Origin of the sequence: Maricaulis sp. (assembly GCF_030149515.1) — a bacterium.
Classification (GTDB): domain Bacteria; phylum Pseudomonadota; class Alphaproteobacteria; order Caulobacterales; family Maricaulaceae; genus Maricaulis.
Map to the genome: position 1 here is coordinate 278,151 of NZ_JASBRI010000022.1, position 18,383 is coordinate 296,533.

At 65.4% G+C, this 18,383-nt stretch carries 18 protein-coding genes; 8 read left to right on the top strand and 10 right to left on the bottom strand.

Features of this window, described 5'->3' with window-relative positions:
• Positions 1-31: 31 nt before the first annotated feature.
• Positions 32-775 (top strand): HesA/MoeB/ThiF family protein, encoded by a 744-nt coding sequence (locus tag Q1U94_RS10220; protein WP_300544108.1) that lies wholly within the window; start codon positions 32-34, stop codon positions 773-775.
• Here Q1U94_RS10220 and Q1U94_RS10225 read toward each other — a convergent pair.
• Both Q1U94_RS10225 and Q1U94_RS10230 read right to left on the bottom strand, forming a co-directional pair.
• Positions 772-990, bottom strand: a complete 219-nt coding sequence (locus Q1U94_RS10225) for a hypothetical protein (RefSeq protein ID WP_300544111.1) — start codon at positions 988-990, stop codon at positions 772-774. The genes Q1U94_RS10220 and Q1U94_RS10225 overlap by 4 nt on opposite strands.
• A 91-nt stretch (positions 991-1,081) precedes the next feature.
• Entirely contained in the window at positions 1,082-1,999 is a 918-nt protein-coding gene (locus Q1U94_RS10230; protein WP_300544112.1) for an MBL fold metallo-hydrolase, read from the bottom strand.
• Positions 2,000-2,152: 153 nt separating this feature from the next.
• Here Q1U94_RS10230 and Q1U94_RS10235 point away from each other — a divergent pair, with 153 nt between their 5' ends.
• The 6 genes from Q1U94_RS10235 to Q1U94_RS10260 all read left to right on the top strand — a co-directional run bounded on the left by Q1U94_RS10235 (position 2,153) and on the right by Q1U94_RS10260 (position 7,610).
• Positions 2,153-2,710 carry an SH3 domain-containing protein gene (locus tag Q1U94_RS10235; RefSeq protein WP_300544113.1) on the top strand — a complete coding sequence of 186 codons (558 nt, stop codon included), beginning with the start codon at positions 2,153-2,155 and terminating at the stop codon, positions 2,708-2,710.
• 90 nt (positions 2,711-2,800) lie between these two features.
• On the top strand, positions 2,801-3,319 hold the full coding sequence (gene fabA, locus Q1U94_RS10240) for a bifunctional 3-hydroxydecanoyl-ACP dehydratase/trans-2-decenoyl-ACP isomerase (protein ID WP_300544115.1): 519 nt from the start codon (positions 2,801-2,803) through the stop codon (positions 3,317-3,319).
• A gap of 17 nt (positions 3,320-3,336) precedes the next feature.
• Positions 3,337-4,551, top strand: coding sequence for a beta-ketoacyl-ACP synthase I (gene fabB / locus Q1U94_RS10245; protein ID WP_300544118.1), 1,215 nt, complete (start codon positions 3,337-3,339; stop codon positions 4,549-4,551).
• 193 nt (positions 4,552-4,744) lie between these two features.
• A complete protein-coding gene (locus tag Q1U94_RS10250) occupies positions 4,745-5,833 on the top strand; it encodes a S9 family peptidase (RefSeq protein WP_300544120.1) in 1,089 nt (362 codons plus the stop codon).
• A gap of 96 nt (positions 5,834-5,929) precedes the next feature.
• On the top strand, positions 5,930-6,745 hold the full coding sequence (locus Q1U94_RS10255) for an enoyl-ACP reductase (protein ID WP_300544123.1): 816 nt from the start codon (positions 5,930-5,932) through the stop codon (positions 6,743-6,745).
• 214 nt (positions 6,746-6,959) lie between these two features.
• Positions 6,960-7,610, top strand: a complete 651-nt coding sequence (locus Q1U94_RS10260) for a CatB-related O-acetyltransferase (protein ID WP_366917282.1) — start codon at positions 6,960-6,962, stop codon at positions 7,608-7,610.
• Between the two features lie 14 nt (positions 7,611-7,624).
• Here the strand turns inward: Q1U94_RS10260 and Q1U94_RS10265 are convergent, their stop codons facing one another.
• Entirely contained in the window at positions 7,625-8,356 is a 732-nt protein-coding gene (locus tag Q1U94_RS10265; protein WP_300544128.1) for a 2OG-Fe(II) oxygenase family protein, read from the bottom strand.
• A gap of 49 nt (positions 8,357-8,405) precedes the next feature.
• Positions 8,406-9,614: an acyltransferase family protein gene (locus tag Q1U94_RS10270; RefSeq protein ID WP_300544131.1), complete on the bottom strand. Its 1,209-nt coding sequence runs from the start codon at positions 9,612-9,614 to the stop codon at positions 8,406-8,408.
• 195 nt (positions 9,615-9,809) lie between these two features.
• Here Q1U94_RS10270 and Q1U94_RS10275 point away from each other — a divergent pair, with 195 nt between their 5' ends.
• Entirely contained in the window at positions 9,810-10,679 is an 870-nt protein-coding gene (locus Q1U94_RS10275) for a LytTR family DNA-binding domain-containing protein (RefSeq protein ID WP_300544133.1), read from the top strand.
• A gap of 229 nt (positions 10,680-10,908) precedes the next feature.
• Here Q1U94_RS10275 and sucD read toward each other — a convergent pair whose 3' ends face one another.
• From sucD to Q1U94_RS10305, 6 genes are all read right to left on the bottom strand, one after another.
• A complete protein-coding gene (gene sucD, locus Q1U94_RS10280) occupies positions 10,909-11,817 on the bottom strand; it encodes a succinate--CoA ligase subunit alpha (protein ID WP_300544135.1) in 909 nt (302 codons plus the stop codon).
• On the bottom strand, positions 11,817-13,016 hold the full coding sequence (gene sucC, locus Q1U94_RS10285) for an ADP-forming succinate--CoA ligase subunit beta (protein WP_300544137.1): 1,200 nt from the start codon (positions 13,014-13,016) through the stop codon (positions 11,817-11,819). Before sucC ends, sucD begins: the two co-directional genes overlap by 1 nt.
• Positions 13,017-13,122: 106 nt before the next feature.
• The gene (locus tag Q1U94_RS10290; protein WP_300544139.1) at positions 13,123-14,472 is read right to left on the bottom strand and encodes a hypothetical protein; all 1,350 of its coding nucleotides are present in this window, start codon (positions 14,470-14,472) and stop codon (positions 13,123-13,125) included.
• A gap of 79 nt (positions 14,473-14,551) precedes the next feature.
• Entirely contained in the window at positions 14,552-15,967 is a 1,416-nt protein-coding gene (locus Q1U94_RS10295) for a hypothetical protein (RefSeq protein ID WP_300544141.1), read from the bottom strand.
• Positions 15,968-16,170: 203 nt separating this feature from the next.
• Positions 16,171-16,599, bottom strand: a complete 429-nt coding sequence (locus Q1U94_RS10300) for a TQO small subunit DoxD (protein WP_300544144.1) — start codon at positions 16,597-16,599, stop codon at positions 16,171-16,173.
• 271 nt (positions 16,600-16,870) lie between these two features.
• A complete protein-coding gene (locus Q1U94_RS10305; RefSeq protein WP_300544148.1) occupies positions 16,871-18,376 on the bottom strand; it encodes a carotenoid oxygenase family protein in 1,506 nt (501 codons plus the stop codon).
• Between the last annotated feature and the right edge of the window lie 7 nt (positions 18,377-18,383).

Genomic DNA, 18,383 nt, shown 5'->3' on the forward strand with positions numbered 1-18,383 from the left:
TCGGCCGCGCTGCTTCCGCCACCTCTCGCTCATGACGGACGAGATCGATATCGAGCGCTTTGCGCGCCACATCGTGCTGCGCGAGATCGGCGGGCCGGGCCAGCAGGCGCTGGCGCGGACGCATGTGGCCCTTGTCGGCGCCGGCGGGCTGGGCGCGCCCGCAGCGCTTTATCTGGCGGCCGCCGGGATAGGCCGGATCACCCTGATCGACCCGGACACGGTGAGCCTGGACAATCTCCAGCGCCAGATCCTCTTCCGCACCGCCGATGTCGGCACTACTAAGGCCGGGACCGGTGCAAGGGCGCTGTCTGCCTTGCATCCGGGGACCGCCGTCACGGCGGTCACCGCCGCGCTGGACGAGGCCAATGCCGAAGCCCTGATCGAAGGCGCCGACCTGGTTCTCGACGGCTGCGACAATTTCCGGACCCGGTTCGCCGTCAACGCGGCCAGCCGGTCAATGGGCATTCCGCTGATTTCGGGTGCGGTCGGCCGCTGGGACGGGCAGGTCGCCCTGTTCAACGCCACGGATGCGTCGCCCTGCTACAGATGCTGGGTGCCGGACGTCCCGCCCGATGCGGAAACCTGCGCCCGTGTCGGCATAGTCGGCGCATTGACCGGCGTGGTCGGATCGGCGATGGCGCTGGAAACGATCAAGCATGTCTGCCGGGCGGGAGAGACGCTGGACGGCCGGATCTGGCTGTTCGACGGGCTGTCGATGCGAAGCCGCACCGTATCGTTGCCGCGCGACCCGGCCTGTCCGGTGTGCGGCAGCTAACGCTTTGCCGTGAGTTGCAGGCCCAGCCCGATGGCGACGCCGGGCGCGAGACCGAAGATCAGGCCCAGCGCCATGTTGCCGGTCGCCAGGGCGATGATCGCCCAGAGCATCAGACCGACCCCCAGCCCCGCGGCAAATCCCAACGGACGTCCGAAGGGCGGTTTGGGCGGGGCCGGGCGGTGCGGCCCGGAGGATGGTGTCTCAGGCTTGGCCATGCCCCTGTATCTAGGATGCCGGGCCTGATCGGAAACTGGTGGCAGATTTAAATCTTCGTCACGATTTTCACTGCGATTTGTTCGACCTTACCTATTCGAAAGACACGGCATTTCCGGCCGCGTCATTGTAGAGCGTCTGCACCATCCGGTCGGTGGTGATGAAGCGCCAGCTCCAGTCCTCCTCCAGATCGGCCAGCGGCCGGGCGGCGCGCACCTCGTCCAGCGAGGCCCCGCCTTCGACCAGGGTGCGCACGCGGAAGGCCGCCTGGCGCAGCATGTCGATCGAAGCCTGCAGGTCGGCCGGCGTCGACAGGGGACCATGGCCCGGCACGATGCGGGTGTTCTCGCCCGCCATCTCCAGCCCGCGTTCCATCGCCGCGATATAGCCGTCCACGGACCCGCCCGCGGACAGGTCGATGAAGGGGAACCAGCCTGAGAAGAACACATCGCCCATGTGCAGGATGTCGGCTTCGCGGAAATATACGAAAGCATCGCCGTCGGTATGGGCGTTGGGCACGTGGGTGACCTCGACCGTCTGGCCGTTCATGTGGAAGGTCAGGTCTTCGCCGAAAGTGATGACCGGCAATGTGGCCGGGTTCTGCGCCCATTCATCCTCGGCATCGGCCAGACGGCGGCGGATATTGTGGTGGGCCGCGACGGTCGAACCCTGCTGCGCAAAATGCGCATTGCCGCCGGTATGGTCGCCATGCCAGTGCGTGTTGACGATGAAGCGCGGCGCGCCGGTGCCGGCGATCTCGACGATCGCCCCTTCGATCAGGGCCCCGGTATTGGGCAGCTGGTCGTCCACCATCACCACCCCGTCTTCGCCGGTCAGCAGTGCCAGGTTCCCGGCGATCCCGGTGGACAGCATGTAGATGCCGTCACCCAGATCCGTGCTGTCGACTTCCGGTGCTTCCTGCCGGGCCTGCGCGCCCAGTCCCAGACCCGCGGCCGGCACGCCGGCCGCCAGCAGGGCTGCGGCACTGGAAATAGCCAAACGGAAACTCATATTTCCCCTCCCTGAATACGGTGCGGCGCATCGCCGCTCCTCTCCATATAGGCAAGCCGCGCCGGATTTCATCGTCACACTTGCGCGAGTGCCCCCTGTCTTTACCGCCTATTCACCCTGATCCGGCACAGAGACCGGGGGAAGGAGTGTCTCATGCGCGGTCTCGTCGCCCTTGTTCTTGTCCTTGTACTGCCGGCCCAGCTTTGGGCCATGCAAACGCCCGACACGCCGTCGGGCCAGCAGGTGCCGCGCTTCGTATCGCTCAAGGTCGATGTCGCCAATGGCCGTTCGGGCCCGTCCGCCCAGCACCCCATCGCCTGGCGTTATACGCGCGCGGGCCTGCCCATGGAAGTGATTGCGGAAACGCCGGAATGGCGGCGGGTACGCGATCCGGGCGGCGAGGTGACCTGGATGCACCGCTCCATCCTTTCCGGCCGCCGCTCGGTCTTCACCCTGGAGGAAACACCGCTGCACGCCCGCGACAATGGGGAGAGCCCGGTCGAGGCCATCGCCGGGGCGGGTGTGGTTCTCTCGCTCGAACGCTGCCGCACCGGCTGGTGCCGTGTCGAGGCCCAAGGCTATCGCGGCTGGGTCAGCACGGCCACACTGTGGGGCGTCTATCCGGACGAACGCAGCGGCGAGGATGCCGCCGGCCTCGACGGCACCACCGCCTTGAGCGCCCCTCGTACGCGTGATACCGCTCTGCGCTGACCCCGCCCGGACGCCGTGACTGCCGGGTTCCAGTGACTAGCCCGGAGACCGGCCCCGCGCCGCATGTCCGTGGCGCAACCGATCGGCTACATGACTGAACGCCAAAGCTCTTTCAGCTACGAAGACCTGATTGATTCCAGCGAAGGCCGGATGTGGGGACCCGAGAACGCCCAACTCCCCGCCCCGCCCATGCTGATGATGGATCGCATCACCCATATCGACGAGGACGGCGGCGAGTACGGCAAGGGACACATCGTCGCCGAACTCGATATCAACAAGGACCTCTGGTTCTTCGACTGCCACTTCAAGGGCGACCCGGTGATGCCCGGCTGCCTGGGCCTGGACGCCATGTGGCAGCTGGTCGGCTTCTTCCTGTGCTGGAAGGGCAATCCCGGCAAGGGCCGGGCGCTCGGCGTCGGCGAGGTGAAATTCAAGGGCGAGATCAAGCCCGACACCCAGCTGGTGCGCTATGTCATCGACCTGAAGCGTGTCATCCAGCGCAAGCTGATCATGGCGATCGGCGACGGGCGTGTCGAAGCCGACGGCAAAACCATATATACCGCCAAGGATCTGCGCGTGGGCTTGTTCAAGCCCGGCGAAATGGCCTGACCCCAGGAGAGACAGCAATGCGTCGCGTCGTTATCACCGGCCTCGGCGTGATTTCCCCGATCGGCAACAATGCCGAGGAAGTCACCCGCTCCCTTCGCGAAGGCAAGAGCGGCATCGGCCGCATGGACAGCTTCGTCGAGCACAATTTCAAATGCCACGTCGGCGGCAAGCCGACGGTCAATCCCGCCGAACATGTCGACAAGCGCGTCTACCGCTTCATGTCCGAGGGCGCGGGCTGGAACTATATGGCGATGGAACAGGCGATTGCCGACGCCGGCCTGCCCGAGGCCGACATTTCCCATCCGCGCACGGGTATCATCATGGGTTCGGGCGGCCCCTCGGCCGGCACCATCGTGGATGCCGCCGACATCACCCGCGACAAGGGTCCGCGCCGCATCGGCCCGTTCGCCGTGCCCAAGGCGATGAGCTCCACCGCCTCGGCGACACTGGCCACGCCCTTCAAGATCCTCGGCGTGAACTATTCCATCACCTCCGCCTGCACGACCTCGCTGCACTGCATCGGCGCGGCTGCCGAACAGATCCAGTGGAACAAGCAGGACGTGATGTTCGCCGGCGGCTGCGAGGAGATTCACTGGGCGCTGTCCAACCTGTTCGACGCGATGGGCGCCCTGTCGACCCGGTATAACGAGACCCCGGACAAGGCCTCGCGTGCCTTCGACAAGGACCGCGACGGTTTCGTCGGCGGGTCCGGCGCCGGCGTGGTGATCCTGGAAGAATACGAGCGCGCGAAAAAGCGCGGCGCGCCGATCATTGCGGAAATCGCCGGCTATGGCGCCACCTCCGACGGCTACGACATGGTCGCCCCGTCCGGCGAGGGTGCCGTGCGCGCCATGAAGCTGGCGATGGAGACCGTGAACGGCGAGATCGACTATCTCAACCCGCACGCCACCTCGACGCCCGTCGGCGACATCGCCGAGATGAAGGCGGTCAGGGAGACCTTCGGCGACAGGGCCCCGGCCATTTCGGCCACCAAGTCGATGACGGGACACTCGCTGGGCGCCGCCGGCGTGCACGAGGCTGTGTATACGCTGTTGATGATGAAGCACGGCTTCATCGCGCCCTCGATCAATGTCTTCGACATGGATCCGGAGATCGCCGAACTGAACCTGCCCATCGTCACCGAAACCCGCGAGGCCGACATCAAGACCGCGATGTCGAACTCCTTCGGCTTCGGCGGCACCAATGGCACCGTGGTATTCCAGAAAATCTAGCGGCGCGGCGGAACGGGCAGCGCCGGCCGGTCGATCGGTTCGCGCGGGCGGTGGCCCCAACGGACTCCCTATGCCCTGCCGGTGCAACGCTCGCGGGCCGGCAGTCCGCCGCGAGATTTCCGATCATTAACTTCCGCCCGGGCCCGAGCGCGGACTAGGTTGTGGCTGTGATCGACACGGACCGGACGAAACCATGAGCGATACTACGATCAAGGCAGGCCTGTTTGTCTGCGTGCTTGCAATCCTGATCGGCATCAGCCCGTCGCGCAGCGCGGCACAGGCCGTCACCACGGATTTCGAGTTCACATCGGAAGGACGCGTGCTCTCCGGCGTGCTCGATGTTCCCGCTGGCGGAACGGCAGAGGCAATGATCGTCTTCGTGCATGGATACGGCCCGACCGATGTCCGCGGCCGGGACATGTATGCTGACCTTCGGACCCGCTTCAACGCGCTCGGTATCGCGACCGCCGTCTGGGACAAGCCGGGCCAGGGGCGCAGCGAAGGCACGTTCGATATCGATCAGCCCGTTCATGAAAGCGCCCAGGAGGTCCTCGATGCCGCCGCTCATCTCCGGGCGCGCAACGTGCCGGGCTCGCACAGAATGGGCATCTGGGGCGTTAGCCGCGCCGGATGGATCGCGCCCATCGCCCTGTCGCAGGACCCCGGATTTGACTTCTGGATCAGCGTGAGCGGAACCACCGCCGAGGATAATTTCCGCTATCTGCTGATATCCAACCTGCCGCATGAGGGATACTCGGCCGAAGAAGCAGACAGGATCGACCGGGAGTGGCAGCGCGGCTGGGAGATTTTCCGCGCCGGCGGTTCCTACGACAGCTATCGCGACGCCACACCGACCTTGCGCGCGAACGAATACGTCACACGCATGCTTGGCGGGATCATGAGCCGTGACGAGTACGAAGCCGAACAGAGCGCGTATCTGGAGCACCAGGGCCCGCCATACCTGGATCCGGCGAGCGGGGCCTTCGTCCATATCCATGATTTCGACCGCATGCTCGGCGGACTGGATATCGACGTGCTCGCCATCTTCGGCGAAAAGGACCTCAATGTGGACTGGCGCCGGACACGGGCCCTCTACGAGACGACCATCGGCCGGAACCCGGACGCGAGTCTGCAGATCCGGACCTTTCCCGATGCCGACCACAATATCGTTGACTCCGAAACCGGCAGCATCCGCGAGATGCAGGAGGGCGGTCGGCGCGACCCGAGCGCAAGTTTCTACAGCACCCAGACCGAGTGGTTACGCGACGTCGTTCTGGACTGAGCCAGCACCGGATGCCCCGGTCACGTGCACCTCGGGTTTCAGTTCCCCGGGCACAGCGGCTATACCGGTGACGACACAACTCAAGAGGGGATCTCGATGAGCGATCATGTTTTTCCGGCCGGAGAGCTGATGAAGGGCAAGCGCGGGCTTGTCATGGGCGTGGCCAACAAGAACTCGATTGCCTGGGGCATTGCCCGGCAATTGGCGGCCCAGGGCGCCGAGATCGCCTTCTCCTACCAGGACGAGGCGCTGGAGCGCCGGGTGCGGCCGCTGGTGGAAAGCCTGCCCTGCGAACCCTTCATGGTGCAGGCCGATGTCACCGACGACGCCTCCATGGACGGCTGTTTCAAGGCGCTGCAGGACAAGTGGGGCACAATCGACTTCCTCGTCCACGCCATCGCCTTCGCCGGCAAGGACGAGCTGGTCGGCTCCTTCACCGAGAACACCACCCGCGAGGGCTGGCGCCGGGCGATGGAAATCTCCGCCTTCTCCTTCGTCGATGCCGGCAAGCGCGCCAGCCGCCTGATGCCGAATGGCGGCGCCATGGTGACGCTGACCTATCTGGGCTCGGAACGCGTCGTGCCCTCCTACAACGTCATGGGCGTCGCCAAGGCCGCGCTGGAAGCCTCCACGCGCTACATGGCCCGCGACTTGGGCCCGCACGGCATCCGCGTCAACGCGCTGTCCGCCGGCCCGATGCGCACCCTCGCCATGGCCGGCATTTCCGGCGGCAAGGCGCTGATGAAGACGGGCCGCGAATGGTCGATGATGAAGGAAGACACGAAGATGGAAGGCGTCGCCGGCGCCGCGCTCTACCTTCTCTCGGATCTGGGTCATTCCTGCACGGGCGAGACGCTGCACGTCGATGCGGGCTTCCATGCGGTGGCCGTGCCGGATATGGCGGATGAGTAGGGGCGGGCTTGCACCTGAGGCGCGAGCCCGCTACCCCTCTCACACACCCAGCCTGAAAAGGAGGCTCTGACGGTGAACAAATAGGCTGAAACTCGCCCGAAACGCGCCGCTCGATCGAGCGATGGTGCGTGCGAATTCAGACCTTTGACACCGGAGCCTTCCCATGCCCGAACAACCGAATACCGAAACCGCGCCCGTGCGCGGTCCCGATCCCATGGCCGCGCGGCCGCAGATGGATACCGCCTTTCTCCAGGCCGTGGTGACGCGTGCGAACATCGAGGTGGGGGCGTATTCCTATTATCACGACGAGAAGGGTCCCGAGCACTTCCAGGACCATTGCGTGAAGTATCATTTCGAGTTTCTCGGTGACCGGCTGGTGATCGGGAAATTCTGCGCCCTGGCGCAGGACGTGACCTTCATCATGAACGACGCCAATCACGCCATGACAGGGTTTTCCACCTATCCGTTCAATATCTTCGGCCACGGCTGGGAGGACGGGTTCGACTTCGCCACGATCGGGGCCGGGCTGCGCGGGGATACCGTGGTCGGCCATGATGTGTGGATCGGGCGCGGGGCGACGGTCATGCCCGGCGTCACGATCGGCCACGGCGCCATCGTGGCGACCGGATCGGTCGTGGTGCGCGATGTGCCGCCCTACACCATTGTGGGCGGCAATCCGGCGGGGGCGATCCGGCAACGTTTCGACACCGCAACGATCGCACGCCTGCTGGAGATCGCCTGGTGGGACTGGCCGGCCGAGCGGATCGGCCGCGCCGTGAATGCCATTCGCGGCAACGACCTTGCCGCGCTGGACGCTTTCGCCCGCGAGGCCGGCGACCGAAAATCGACGCCCGGGACACCTTGACCAAGCCGGGTACCCTAGCGGTGCACCCAGCCGGTCAGGCTGGTGCGGGCGCTGCGGGCAAAGGGCGCAACCATCTGGACCGCGTGGAATTGCGGTACGGAAAAGACATTGAGCGCGTTGAAGCACGGGATCAGCGCTTCCTCGATATTGCCGGCCTTGTCGAAAAAGGCGAGATGGCCACCCCAGTTGCGGTTCCAGTCCGGGGTCAGGGAGATGACATAGGCCGCCACGCGATCGCGCGCATGATGCGTGTCGTCGTGGGAGGTGAGGTAGTGGCCCGGCCCGTAGCAGGAGGCCAGGACGTCCGCCGACCTGATCCCTGGCTCGCCTGTGAGGCTTCGCATGAACCCCAGAAAGGCCTCGGAGTTGACGAAGTCGTGGGCGACATGCAGCGGATGGCCCGGATTGTCGCCGCGATTGACGCTCTCGGTGACATAGTATTGCAGGAAACAGTACTGGAAGGCATCGGCCGCGCGCTGATGGATCCGGGCGAAGAACTGCTGCTTCTGCTGCGGATTGAGGCGCTGGATATCGGCGCTCGGACTCTCCACGGCCTCGCCATTCTCCGTGTAGGCGAGATACCATTCCTGATTGCCGCGAATGGCAGCCAGCAACTGGTCGGCCGAGGCCGGCGCGAGGAAATCCTCGATATGAATCCGGCCCTTGTCAGCAAAGGTCCGGCCAAGCGCGCCGGCATCCAGCGCGCTGTTGATCGTGATCGCCTCGGTCATCCGGCCCCCGGCCATGTCGCAAATCCGGCCGTCACGCCTGGCTGCGGGTGACGGCCGGACGAGGTTAGGCGGTTTGCCGGCGGCGGGGCAAGGCGCGCGGTGCAGCCTGCCATTTCAACCCCATCACAGGCCGCAGGACCGGGATGCGGCGGACGATCTCGAAACCCAGCCAGCAGCCCGCTCCGGTGGCGAAGACGAGAACGGCGAATTCCACCCAGACATTGAGGCCCATCGGGGCGATCCAGTAGCCGGTCAGGACGGTGATCGTCTGGTGCAGGATATAGAAGGGGAAAATCGCTTCCGTGAGATAGCGCCGCACCGGTCCGTCTCCGGAGAGATAGCGGCGGGCCAGTCCCAGAAGCGCCAGGATGATCGCCCAGGCATAGGTGATGCGCGCGAGGCGGAAGATCCAGCTGAGCCAGGCCTGGCCCTCCCAGTCCCCGGCCGGCCGGCCGATCCCCCACCACAGCGCCGCGGCATAAAGCGCGGAATAGATCAGCGCAAACGGGAGGATACGGTCTACGGCGCGCCAGAACACATCCTGTTTGGCGACGCCATAGCCGATCAGCAGAATGGTCAGCCGATGAGCGTGATTGGCCCAGTCCCAGACCAGGTTGTGGGTGGCGGGAAAATGCGGTTCCAGCCAGATGCGATAGGCCCAGAAGGGCAGGCTCGGCACGATCAGGAGGAGGACAAGGCCCCATCCCCTCCCGTCCAGGATGCGCATGGACTGCGCCACGGGACCGTCGGAGACGCGGCGCAGGAGGGGGATGAAAGGTGACAGGATCAGGCAGTAGACGAAAAGGTAGACGACATACCAGAGATGGTTCCAGGTCGGCACGATGACACCGCCGATCTCGCCGCTGGTGATATAGCGCGGCCAGAAGGCCCAAAGCCCCTCCCCGATCTCGCCGGCCTGGCGCAGTTCGGCCCAGGTCTGGGGCATCACCACGACCAGCATCCCGAACACGATCACCGGCAGCAGCCGCCAGGTCCTGTCCAGCGCGAAACGGCCGGCGCCCAGCTTGTCGGACAGGAAGCGGATCGCCACGCCGGAGATGAAGAACAGGAGCGCCAGCCGCCAAGGATTGAGCAGCATCATGGCGTATTGCGGGCCCGGATTGGCCTGGGCGCTCTTCACGTGCCAGTCCCAGGGCACGAAGAACATGCCGACATGGTAGAGGATGAGAAGACCGAAGGCGACGATCCTCAGCCAGTCGAGGTCGTAGCGGCGGGTAAAGACGGCATCGGGATTGGCGGCAGTATCGGACATGGCGAACTCCGGAAGGATAATATGCCTCGAATTTGCCGTCGCGTTTCGCGTCCGTCGATCCTGCCGGGACGGAGAACGGGTGAAGGGGACCGCCGGCTGTATTGCGGGGCCGAACGGCGGCAGTGCGGGACGAGTGGCCGCCTCGCTTCCAATCAGCCGACTTGCGCCGGAGCGGGTTGAGGGCATGATCAGATCATGGCACAGCCGATACAAGTACAGCCGGACATCGATCGCCAGGCGGAGCGGGAAACCGAAACCCGGGCCTATAGGCGCGCCCTGCTGATCTCCGCCGGTATCATACTCACCTTCTACGTCCTCAACGCCTTGTCGATCGGCACGGAGTTGCGCTGGTCGGGGCGAGCGTGGCCGGATTATCTGCCCTGGGTGCAGGAAGGCAGCGCCATCCTTCCCATGCTGGTGGCGCTTCCAGTCGTACTCTGGCTGGGTCAGCGCTTTCCCTTCGAACGGGGACGCCTTGCGATGTCGCTCGCCGTCCATGCCACCGGGCTTCTGGCGTACGGACTGTTCCAGATCGCCGTCATGTTCACGCTGCGGGACCTGATCTGGCCGTCCGTCTACGGTTTCGCCTACACCACCGACGGCACCATGCTGGATGTATTCGTCTACGAGTTCCGCAAACAGGCGCTCGCCTATGTCGGCTTCCAGTTCATCCTGTCCACCGACATGGCACTGGAACGTGCGCGCATGGAAGCAGGCGCTGCAGCAACCGAAGCGCAGACCCGGCATCGCATCACGCTGAAATGCGGGGGTCGAGTGCTGCTGCTCGAGGCCGAAGGTTTCGAATGCGCCCAAGCCGCCAGCAACTATGTCGAGACCCGCTTTGCGGGCCGCACGCATCTCGCGCGCATGACGCTGGCCCAGCTGGAATGCCTGCTCGCCGAAGCCGGTATCGACGCGGTCCGCGTGCACCGCTCCTGGCTGGTCAATCGCGACCGCATCCGTGAAATCGCCCCGACCGGCGAGGGCGACGTCACGATCACCCTGGACACCGGCGCCACAATCCCCGGCAGCCGCCGCTACCGCGACCGGCTGGGGGCGGGGTAGGTTGGCCAGCCAAAAGCTGTACACACCAGACCGCCCATCCTGGCTCACGCCGGTGTGGGGATCGCGCAGCAAGCGGGGCGGGAGCGAGGTCCCGGCGAGCTGTCCGATAGCGGGATAGGCCCGGCGGGGCGCCCAAGCCGGCCTTCGCCCCCGAGGGTCCACGAAAACAGAAAACCGCGCCCCGGACACCCGGAGCGCGGCTTGTTTTTGTTGTCGCGGCCAAGGGCGTTTAGCCCTTCAGCAGCTCCGCCAGCGTCGTGCCCAGACGTGCAGGCGAGGGCGAGACCTTGATACCGGCGGCTTCCATCGCGGCGATCTTGTCTTCCGCGCCGCCCTTGCCGCCGGAGACGATGGCGCCTGCATGGCCCATCGTGCGGCCCGGAGGCGCGGTGCGGCCGGCAATGAAGCCGACGGTCGGCTTCTTGCGGCCCTTCTTCGCCTCGTCGGCGAGGAATTGGGCAGCGTCCTCCTCGGCGGAACCGCCGATCTCGCCGATCATGATGATCGACCGGGTCTCGTCGTCGGCCAGGAATTTTTCCAGCACGTCGATGAATTCGGTACCCTTGACCGGGTCGCCGCCAATGCCCACCGCCGTGGTCTGGCCAAGGCCGACCTGGGAGGTCTGGAACACGGCTTCATAGGTCAGCGTGCCCGAGCGCGAGACCACGCCCACCGAGCCCTTCTTGAAAATCTGGCCCGGCATGATGCCGATCTTGCACTCTTCCGGCGTCAGGATGCCCGGGCAGTTCGGGCCCAGCAGCATGGAGTTGGACTTGTCGAGCTTCGCCTTGACCTTGACCATGTCCATCACCGGAATGCCCTCGGTGATGCAGACAATGAAGGGAATCTCGGCATCGATCGCCTCGATGATGGCCGCACCGGCACCGGCCGGCGGCACGTAGATCACAGAGGCGTCGGCGCCCGTGCGTTCCCTGGCTTCCGCCACAGAGGCGTAGATCGGCAGTTCGGCGGAGCTTTCCAGGCCGGAGGACCAGGTCTCGCCGCCCTTTTTCGGGTGCACGCCGGCGACCATCCGGGTGCCGTAATATTCCAGCGCCTGTTCGGTGTGGAAGGTGCCCGTCTTGCCGGTCAGGCCCTGGACGATGACCTTGGTGTTCTTATCGACGATGATCGACATTATTCGGCCTCCTTCACGGCGGCGACAATCTTCTGGGCGGCATCGTCCAGATCGTCGGCGGCGATCACGTTGAGACCGCTCTCATTGATGATCTGCTTGCCTTTTTCCACATTCGTGCCTTCCAGGCGCACCACCAGCGGCACCTGCAGGCCAACCTCTTTCACGGCCGCGACCACGCCCTCGGCGATCACGTCGCAGCGCATGATGCCGCCGAAGATGTTGACCAGGATGCCCTTCACATTCTTGTCGGCGGTGATGATCTTGAAGGCCGCGGTGACCTTTTCCTTGGAGGCGCCGCCGCCGACATCGAGGAAGTTGGCCGGCTCGGCGCCGTAGAGCTTGATGATGTCCATCGTCGCCATGGCCAGGCCGGCACCGTTGACCATGCAGCCGATATTCCCGTCCAGCGCCACATAGGCCAGATCGTGCTTGGATGCCTCGATCTCCTTGGCGTCTTCCTCGGTGGTGTCGCGCAGTTCCTGGATATCGGGATGACGGAAGAGCGCATTGCCGTCGAAGGAGACTTTTGCGTCCAGCACCCGGACATGACCGTTTTCCATGACGATCAGCGGGTTGATCTCCAAGAGCGACATGTCCTTCTCGGTGAAGGCACGATAGAGCGTCGGCGCCAGCGAGAGCATGTCGTCGCGGGCTGTGCCTTCCAGCTTCAGCGCATCGGCGATCCGGGCCGCATCGGCGCCGGTGACACCGGTGTCCGGATCGATGTCGATGGTGAGGATTTTGTCCGGAGTCTCTTCGGCCACCTGTTCGATGTCCATGCCGCCCTCGGTGGAGACCACGAAGGCGACCTTGCCGGTCTCGCGGTTCACCAGCAACGAGCAGTAGAGCTCGGTGGCGATATCGGCGCCGTCCTCGATATAGAGGCGGTTGACCTGCTTGCCGTCCGGACCGGTCTGGTGAGTGACCAGTGTGTTGCCCAGCATTTCCCTGGCGTGGGCGAGGACCTCGTCCTTGGAAAAGGCCAGGCGCACGCCGCCCTTGGCGTCGGGGCCGAGTTCCTTGAACTTGCCCTTGCCGCGACCGCCGGCATGGATCTGCGACTTCACCACCCAGAGCGGTCCGGGCAGTTTGTCGGCCGCGGCAGCGGCCTCGTCGGCGGAGAAAATGGCAACGCCCTCGGCGACGGGCGCGCCGAAGGTTTTCAGGACGGCTTTCGCCTGATGTTCGTGGATATTCATGAATGGGGCCTCGCGGGAGGAAGGAAGCGAACGGATGGCCAGACAGGACCTGCCTTATAACACCGGGTCCGGTCAGCGCAACGCATTCAACAGCGCTGTCTTTCAGCTAGACCTGCAACGTGTCCCGCCGCTGCCAGGCGTCGAGTATTTCCGCCAGGCTCAGGGGCCGGGCCGGCTCGGGCAGAGCCATTTCCGGCGCGATCAGCGGACCCGAGAAATAGCGCACACCGGCCGACAGTCCGGCCTGCAGCACCTCGATACCCGCCGTCTGGGTGAAATAGGTTTCGGCCTTCAGGAGGCACGCCGAGGCGACCCAGTCCGCCATCGCCATAAGCTGCGCCTCGTCGGGCCCGGTTTCATTCATCCGCGCAGGCACTTCGGTCCCGAAAATGCCGATGCCGCAACCGTCGAAACGTTTCAGATCGCTTGCTCCGAACGGCAATTGCGTGAGTACATAGGCGCCGAAATGCTTCATCGAGCGGAACAGCTCCTGCATCTGCCCCAGCGGCGCGCCGTCAGGCACGCCGTCGACGCGCAGGAAGAAGAAGCGGCGCATCGGCTCCGGCACGGATTGCAGGATCGCGAAATAGCGCATGCGCTGGGACAGGGTGGCGATGGTGTCGTAGTGCACCGGCACGATGATGGCGCATGCGCCGCCCTGGGCGTAGGCCTTCTGGAAGCCGCGCTGGGCTGCGCGCGCCACGGATTCGTCGAGCTTGCGGTGCAGTGTCCGGTCGTCGGCCCCCATCAGCGTGTCACGCCCGTAATAGGCAAATCCCTTCACCACCCGGCGGGCAACGCAGATATTGTGCAGCAGGGCCGATTTGCGCCCGTCCCAGCAGGGCTTGAAGACGATATCGTCCCACACGCCTTCGCTCTCGGTGTAGATGGCCCTGGGCCGGGGCGTATAGACCGGTCTGGGACCGGGTCTGGGCGCCTCGACCCAGGCCGCACCCGTTTCGCCCGCCCGTTCCAGGCGCCGGTCGGGTGTCCAGGGCGGTGTCCGGCCGGGTTCGTGACCGCCGGCCTCCGCATCGCCCGTCCCGGACGGCCGGGCGCTCTCATCCTGGTCGCGCGCGACGATTTCCAGCAATTCCTCGGTTGTCACGCTGCGCGCCTCGGCCAGGATTTCCAGTGGACCGAGGTCGCTGTCGCCCAGGAAGAAGCGTTCCAGCTCCTGCGAGATCCCGTCGACGGTGGCCTGCGCGGCTTCGCCGTCCAGGGCCGCAAAAATGATCATGAAACCGCCGCGGCAACGGATCACGGCGTCGTCTCCATCGAGGCGTTTCTCGATGAAATGATGGCCGACCTCGTAGATCTTCTCGCGCAAACGGTCCCAGTCGCCGCCCGCACGCTCGCGCACCCGGCCCAGATTGAGAAACCGGACCTGGCCCATATCGACGGAACTGCGACCGGCGAGGACTTTCTTGAGCTTCTTTTTCAGTTCGGGCGGCATGAGCGCGTAAATCCCCGGCGAAACACTCCGGCCAGGTCAGGCTAGCGCTGCAGGTCTTGCGATTCCTCTAAGCGCCCGCTCAGGCAACGTCGGATTGCCGCCGCATGATATCGTCCAGCGTGCAGGCTCTCAGCGGCGCCGGGCGTTTCAGGTCGCCGCCGATCACCGAACCCGAGAACACTTCGAACCCGGCATCCAGGCTGACCGTTAATTGGTCGAGCGTCGCCACCTGGGTCAGGCAGCCGCGGGCCTTGGCGCGGACGATCGAGGTCGCCTGCGCGGTCAGCTTCTCGACGGTCGCCGGACTGGCGGCGAAGGGGCGCCGGCTGGGTATCTGCGAGCTGAACAGCGTAATGCCGCAATTCTCGAACCGGCTCAGATGCACCGTACCGAGCGGTATCTTGGCGAGAATATTGGAGCCGAAACAGCGCATCGCCCGGAACAATTCCTCCATCTGCCCCAGGGGCGCGCCATCGGGAATATTGTCGACGCGGATATAGAAATACTTCCTCAGCCGCGGCGGCACGTATTGCAGGATGGAAAAATAGCGGATCCGGTCCTGGGCACCCAGAATGGTGTCGTAATTCACCGGAATAGCGACCGCACACCTCATACCTTCGGAATAGCGGCTCATGAAGCCGCGCTGGGCGGCAATCACCACGGCGTGGTCGAGGGCGCGGTGCAAAGCCGGGGAATCCTTGCCCAGAAGCGTATCGCGACCGTACAGCGTCTCCCCGCGATACTGCCGCCGCGCCAGGCAGAAACTGGCGATGATATGGTTGAAACGCACGTCCCAGCACGGTTTGAAAACGATATCGTCCCAGGTCTTGTCGAGTTCGGAGAACAACGCCGCGGTTACGTGTCCGGGCGCCACTTCGGGAACATTGCCGTCCTCGTCCTCGATGGCGGTACGCGCCCGCGGCCCCGTACCGGCCGTCTTTTCCTGGCTGGGCACGACCGCCTGATCGAGCTCGTCTTTCTCCACTGAATCGACGGCCAGGACACCGGTATTTTCCCGGGCATCGTGTGCGATGGGGCGCCATTTTCCAGGCCCCTCCGGTCCGGGCGAGCCAGGCGCCTCGGTTTCCGACGCATCGCCGGTCTCCCGGCTGCGCTCCATGAAATCGGCCAGGTCCCCGACCGGGATGGATTCGCTGCGCGCGGAAATCTCGAACTGTTTCAGGATACGGTCGCCCAGGAAGAACAGGTTGAGCTGCTGGGAGGTCTGTTCGGTGCGTTCCTTCGCTTCCTCGTCGCTGCCCTTGGCAAAGACCAGGATGAATCCGCCCTTGCAGCGCAGAAGGACATCGCGCTCGGACAGGCGTTTCTCGATGAAATGGGAGGATGCGCTGTAGACCTTGTCTTTCAGCGTCTCCCACTTGTCCCCCGCTTCTGCACGAACCATGTCGAGATTGACCCACTGGAAGTGGCCGATATCGACTGCGTCGCGGCCGGCGAGGGCCGCTTTGAGGCGGTCCAGGGTTTCCGGCTTCATCACACACTCGCAAAGACTGGCCCGCCAGGCGACAGGAGGCAGGCAGAACCGTCATTCTAGTGGCGATACCTTAACGATAGGTGGTCGCCCCGGGCCGGTTAACCATAAGGCGAAGTTTACGCACCGCTTTTGTCCGCTTAAAAAACAAGACATTACTTGCTTCATGCCACCAAGCCGCGGCGCATGTATAATATATTACGCCGTCAGCGGGTCGTGGCCACAATGGCGCCGTCGATCGACAGACCGCCGCCGCCGCGGGCGAACAGGTAGAAGCTCATCGCCGCGAACATCACGGTCATCGGCCAGGCCTCGGGCGCCACCCACACCCCGTAGATCCAGCTCGCCAGCAGCAGGGCCACGCCCGCCAGCCGGGTGAGAAAACCCAGCACCAGCAGTGCGGCGCAGATCTGCGCTCCCCAGACCGCGAACTGAGCCAGATGAACCGGCGCAATCACCGGGACCGACCAGACATCGGCGGCATGGACGATATCCGGCATGACCTCGGGCCAGGGACCGGCATGCGCCCGTCCCCACAGCCACAGGCCCGGCGCCAGGGACAGGCGGATCAGCCCGCCGACGAGCCAGTCCGGCATGAAGCGTTCGGCCCGGGCGGGCCGAGCGGTGGTATCCATGAGCGCCCCCGGAAACATCCCCTCACAGCCAGCATGCCCAAGCCGCATCCCGGCTGCAATCGTCTGCACCTCTGGCGCGAGTCGAGGACGCGGCGATGACCGCGAACACACTCAGCCGGCGAGAAAGACGGTGTGCATCAAACCGTCCCAGAGCGCTCCCGGAACCCGGTGCAGCAGCGTGCCCTTCGGGCCGAGCAGCCGGACAGCGCCGAGGGCCAGCGCCGACAGTGCGCTGGCCCCATGGATCGGTACCAGCAGGGGGCGTCCAGGTTCATGCCGGCCTCCAGCAGCCGTGAAATCCCAGCGGACAGGCATAGGGCAGGCGCCAGCTGGCGACGGGCCCGTCTCCGACATTGCGGGCGTCCAGCACATGCAGCTCGGTCGCCGCGGCGCGCGTGTTCAGCGCCGTGTGGACGAGCCAGCCCTCGCCTTCCGCCGGACCGGCAGGCACGAAGAGCGGTTCTTCCACGATGACATCCGCGTCATGGCTGAAGCGCTGGGTGGCGCCGGAGACCAGGTCGCGGCGCACGATATCCGTGGGTCCTTGGATCTGCCCCGGCTGCCAGCCGACATGCCAGGTATAGCGCCGTTCCAGCCCGGTCAGACGCATGTCGACCTGGGGAAATTCCGCATAGCCGTCGTCGAACACGGACTGTTCGGACCGCCCGCCGGGATAAAGGACAAGACGGTGCAGACGGGCCTGCGAGACCGTTTCTTCGCGGGCCACGCCGCGCATCACGTCATAGGCGCCGCCAATGGCGAAGCGGGCGTCGCCGGACATGGCCGCGTCGAGACAGATCGTGCCGTCGGTGCGCTCCCAGGCACCGCCGACATGGAAGAGGAAGCCCGGCGGCAGATCCCAGGTGCGGCGCTGCGACCAGTCGGCCTTGTCGATCGCGATCGCGCGCATTGGCCGGCTTCCGTCCCAGCGGAAGCTCTCCAGATAGGGCAGGCGCATGCGCTCGAAACGCAGATTGCCCACCAGGAAGACCAGCGACCGTTCAGTGACGGCAAAATCATGGATCATTCCGCCGGGCACATCGCCTACCATATCGGCCCGGCGCAGGCTTCCGTCGGGCGCGATCTGCCAGAGCACCAGCGCGTTGCGCGCCGCGTCCTGGCCGAAATTCCAGACCGTGCCATCGGGATCGACCTTGGGATGGGCCGAAAACGGCAGGCCCGCCAGGCCATCGCCCCAGACGCGCGGCCCGTCCGACTGCAGCGTGTCCGGATCGAGCTGCCAGGCCGAACCGCCTTCCCACAGGGCCAGGAGATCACCGTCCAGCATCATCACGGACGTGTTGGCGGCATTCATGCCGTCCGGTCCGGACAGGCCCTCCTCGTCGGGCGGCGCCGAACCGAAGGCGGGCACCAGAAAGCGGCCCGCCGCTTCCTCGCGCCGCCATTTGCGGGTTTCCACGAAACGCGCCGCGTGGACCGGCGCCTCGCCAGCCTCCAGGTGCCAAGACTGGACCAGGCCATCGCCGTCGAACCAGTGGCGATAGCGCCAGTTCTCGCGGCTGAACCGGCCCGGCCCGTTGCGGTAGAGCACGCCCTCCAGCCCCTCGGGCAGGCGGCCGGTCAGCCTTTGCGCCACACCGTCAAGGCCGGCGGCAGGGGCATCGGCATAGCCCAGTGTCCAGGGTTGCTCCGGCCGCGCCGCCTCGAAGGCCTCGAACACCGGATCGCCCGGCTCGGCCCGGGCCGGGCCCGGCAGTCCCGCCATGCCGCCCGCCGCGGTCATCAGGGCGATCATCTCTCTGCGATTGGCGAACATGGCGCTC

Excerpts from the sequence above, each read along its gene's own strand:
- Q1U94_RS10220 (WP_300544108.1), top strand. The coding sequence starts at position 32 with ATGACGGACGAGATCGATATCGAGCGCTTTGCGCGCCACATCGTGCTG.
- Q1U94_RS10225 (WP_300544111.1), bottom strand. The coding sequence starts at position 990 with ATGGCCAAGCCTGAGACACCATCCTCCGGGCCGCACCGCCCGGCCCCG.
- Q1U94_RS10230 (WP_300544112.1), bottom strand. The coding sequence starts at position 1,999 with ATGAGTTTCCGTTTGGCTATTTCCAGTGCCGCAGCCCTGCTGGCGGCC.
- Q1U94_RS10235 (WP_300544113.1), top strand. The coding sequence starts at position 2,153 with ATGCGCGGTCTCGTCGCCCTTGTTCTTGTCCTTGTACTGCCGGCCCAG.
- fabA (WP_300544115.1), top strand. The coding sequence starts at position 2,801 with ATGACTGAACGCCAAAGCTCTTTCAGCTACGAAGACCTGATTGATTCC.
- fabB (WP_300544118.1), top strand. The coding sequence starts at position 3,337 with ATGCGTCGCGTCGTTATCACCGGCCTCGGCGTGATTTCCCCGATCGGC.
- Q1U94_RS10250 (WP_300544120.1), top strand. The coding sequence starts at position 4,745 with ATGAGCGATACTACGATCAAGGCAGGCCTGTTTGTCTGCGTGCTTGCA.
- Q1U94_RS10255 (WP_300544123.1), top strand. The coding sequence starts at position 5,930 with ATGAGCGATCATGTTTTTCCGGCCGGAGAGCTGATGAAGGGCAAGCGC.
- Q1U94_RS10260 (WP_366917282.1), top strand. The coding sequence starts at position 6,960 with ATGGCCGCGCGGCCGCAGATGGATACCGCCTTTCTCCAGGCCGTGGTG.
- Q1U94_RS10265 (WP_300544128.1), bottom strand. The coding sequence starts at position 8,356 with ATGGCCGGGGGCCGGATGACCGAGGCGATCACGATCAACAGCGCGCTG.
- Q1U94_RS10270 (WP_300544131.1), bottom strand. The coding sequence starts at position 9,614 with ATGTCCGATACTGCCGCCAATCCCGATGCCGTCTTTACCCGCCGCTAC.
- Q1U94_RS10275 (WP_300544133.1), top strand. The coding sequence starts at position 9,810 with ATGGCACAGCCGATACAAGTACAGCCGGACATCGATCGCCAGGCGGAG.
- sucD (WP_300544135.1), bottom strand. The coding sequence starts at position 11,817 with ATGTCGATCATCGTCGATAAGAACACCAAGGTCATCGTCCAGGGCCTG.
- sucC (WP_300544137.1), bottom strand. The coding sequence starts at position 13,016 with ATGAATATCCACGAACATCAGGCGAAAGCCGTCCTGAAAACCTTCGGC.
- Q1U94_RS10290 (WP_300544139.1), bottom strand. The coding sequence starts at position 14,472 with ATGCCGCCCGAACTGAAAAAGAAGCTCAAGAAAGTCCTCGCCGGTCGC.
- Q1U94_RS10295 (WP_300544141.1), bottom strand. The coding sequence starts at position 15,967 with ATGAAGCCGGAAACCCTGGACCGCCTCAAAGCGGCCCTCGCCGGCCGC.
- Q1U94_RS10300 (WP_300544144.1), bottom strand. The coding sequence starts at position 16,599 with ATGGATACCACCGCTCGGCCCGCCCGGGCCGAACGCTTCATGCCGGAC.
- Q1U94_RS10305 (WP_300544148.1), bottom strand. The coding sequence starts at position 18,376 with ATGTTCGCCAATCGCAGAGAGATGATCGCCCTGATGACCGCGGCGGGC.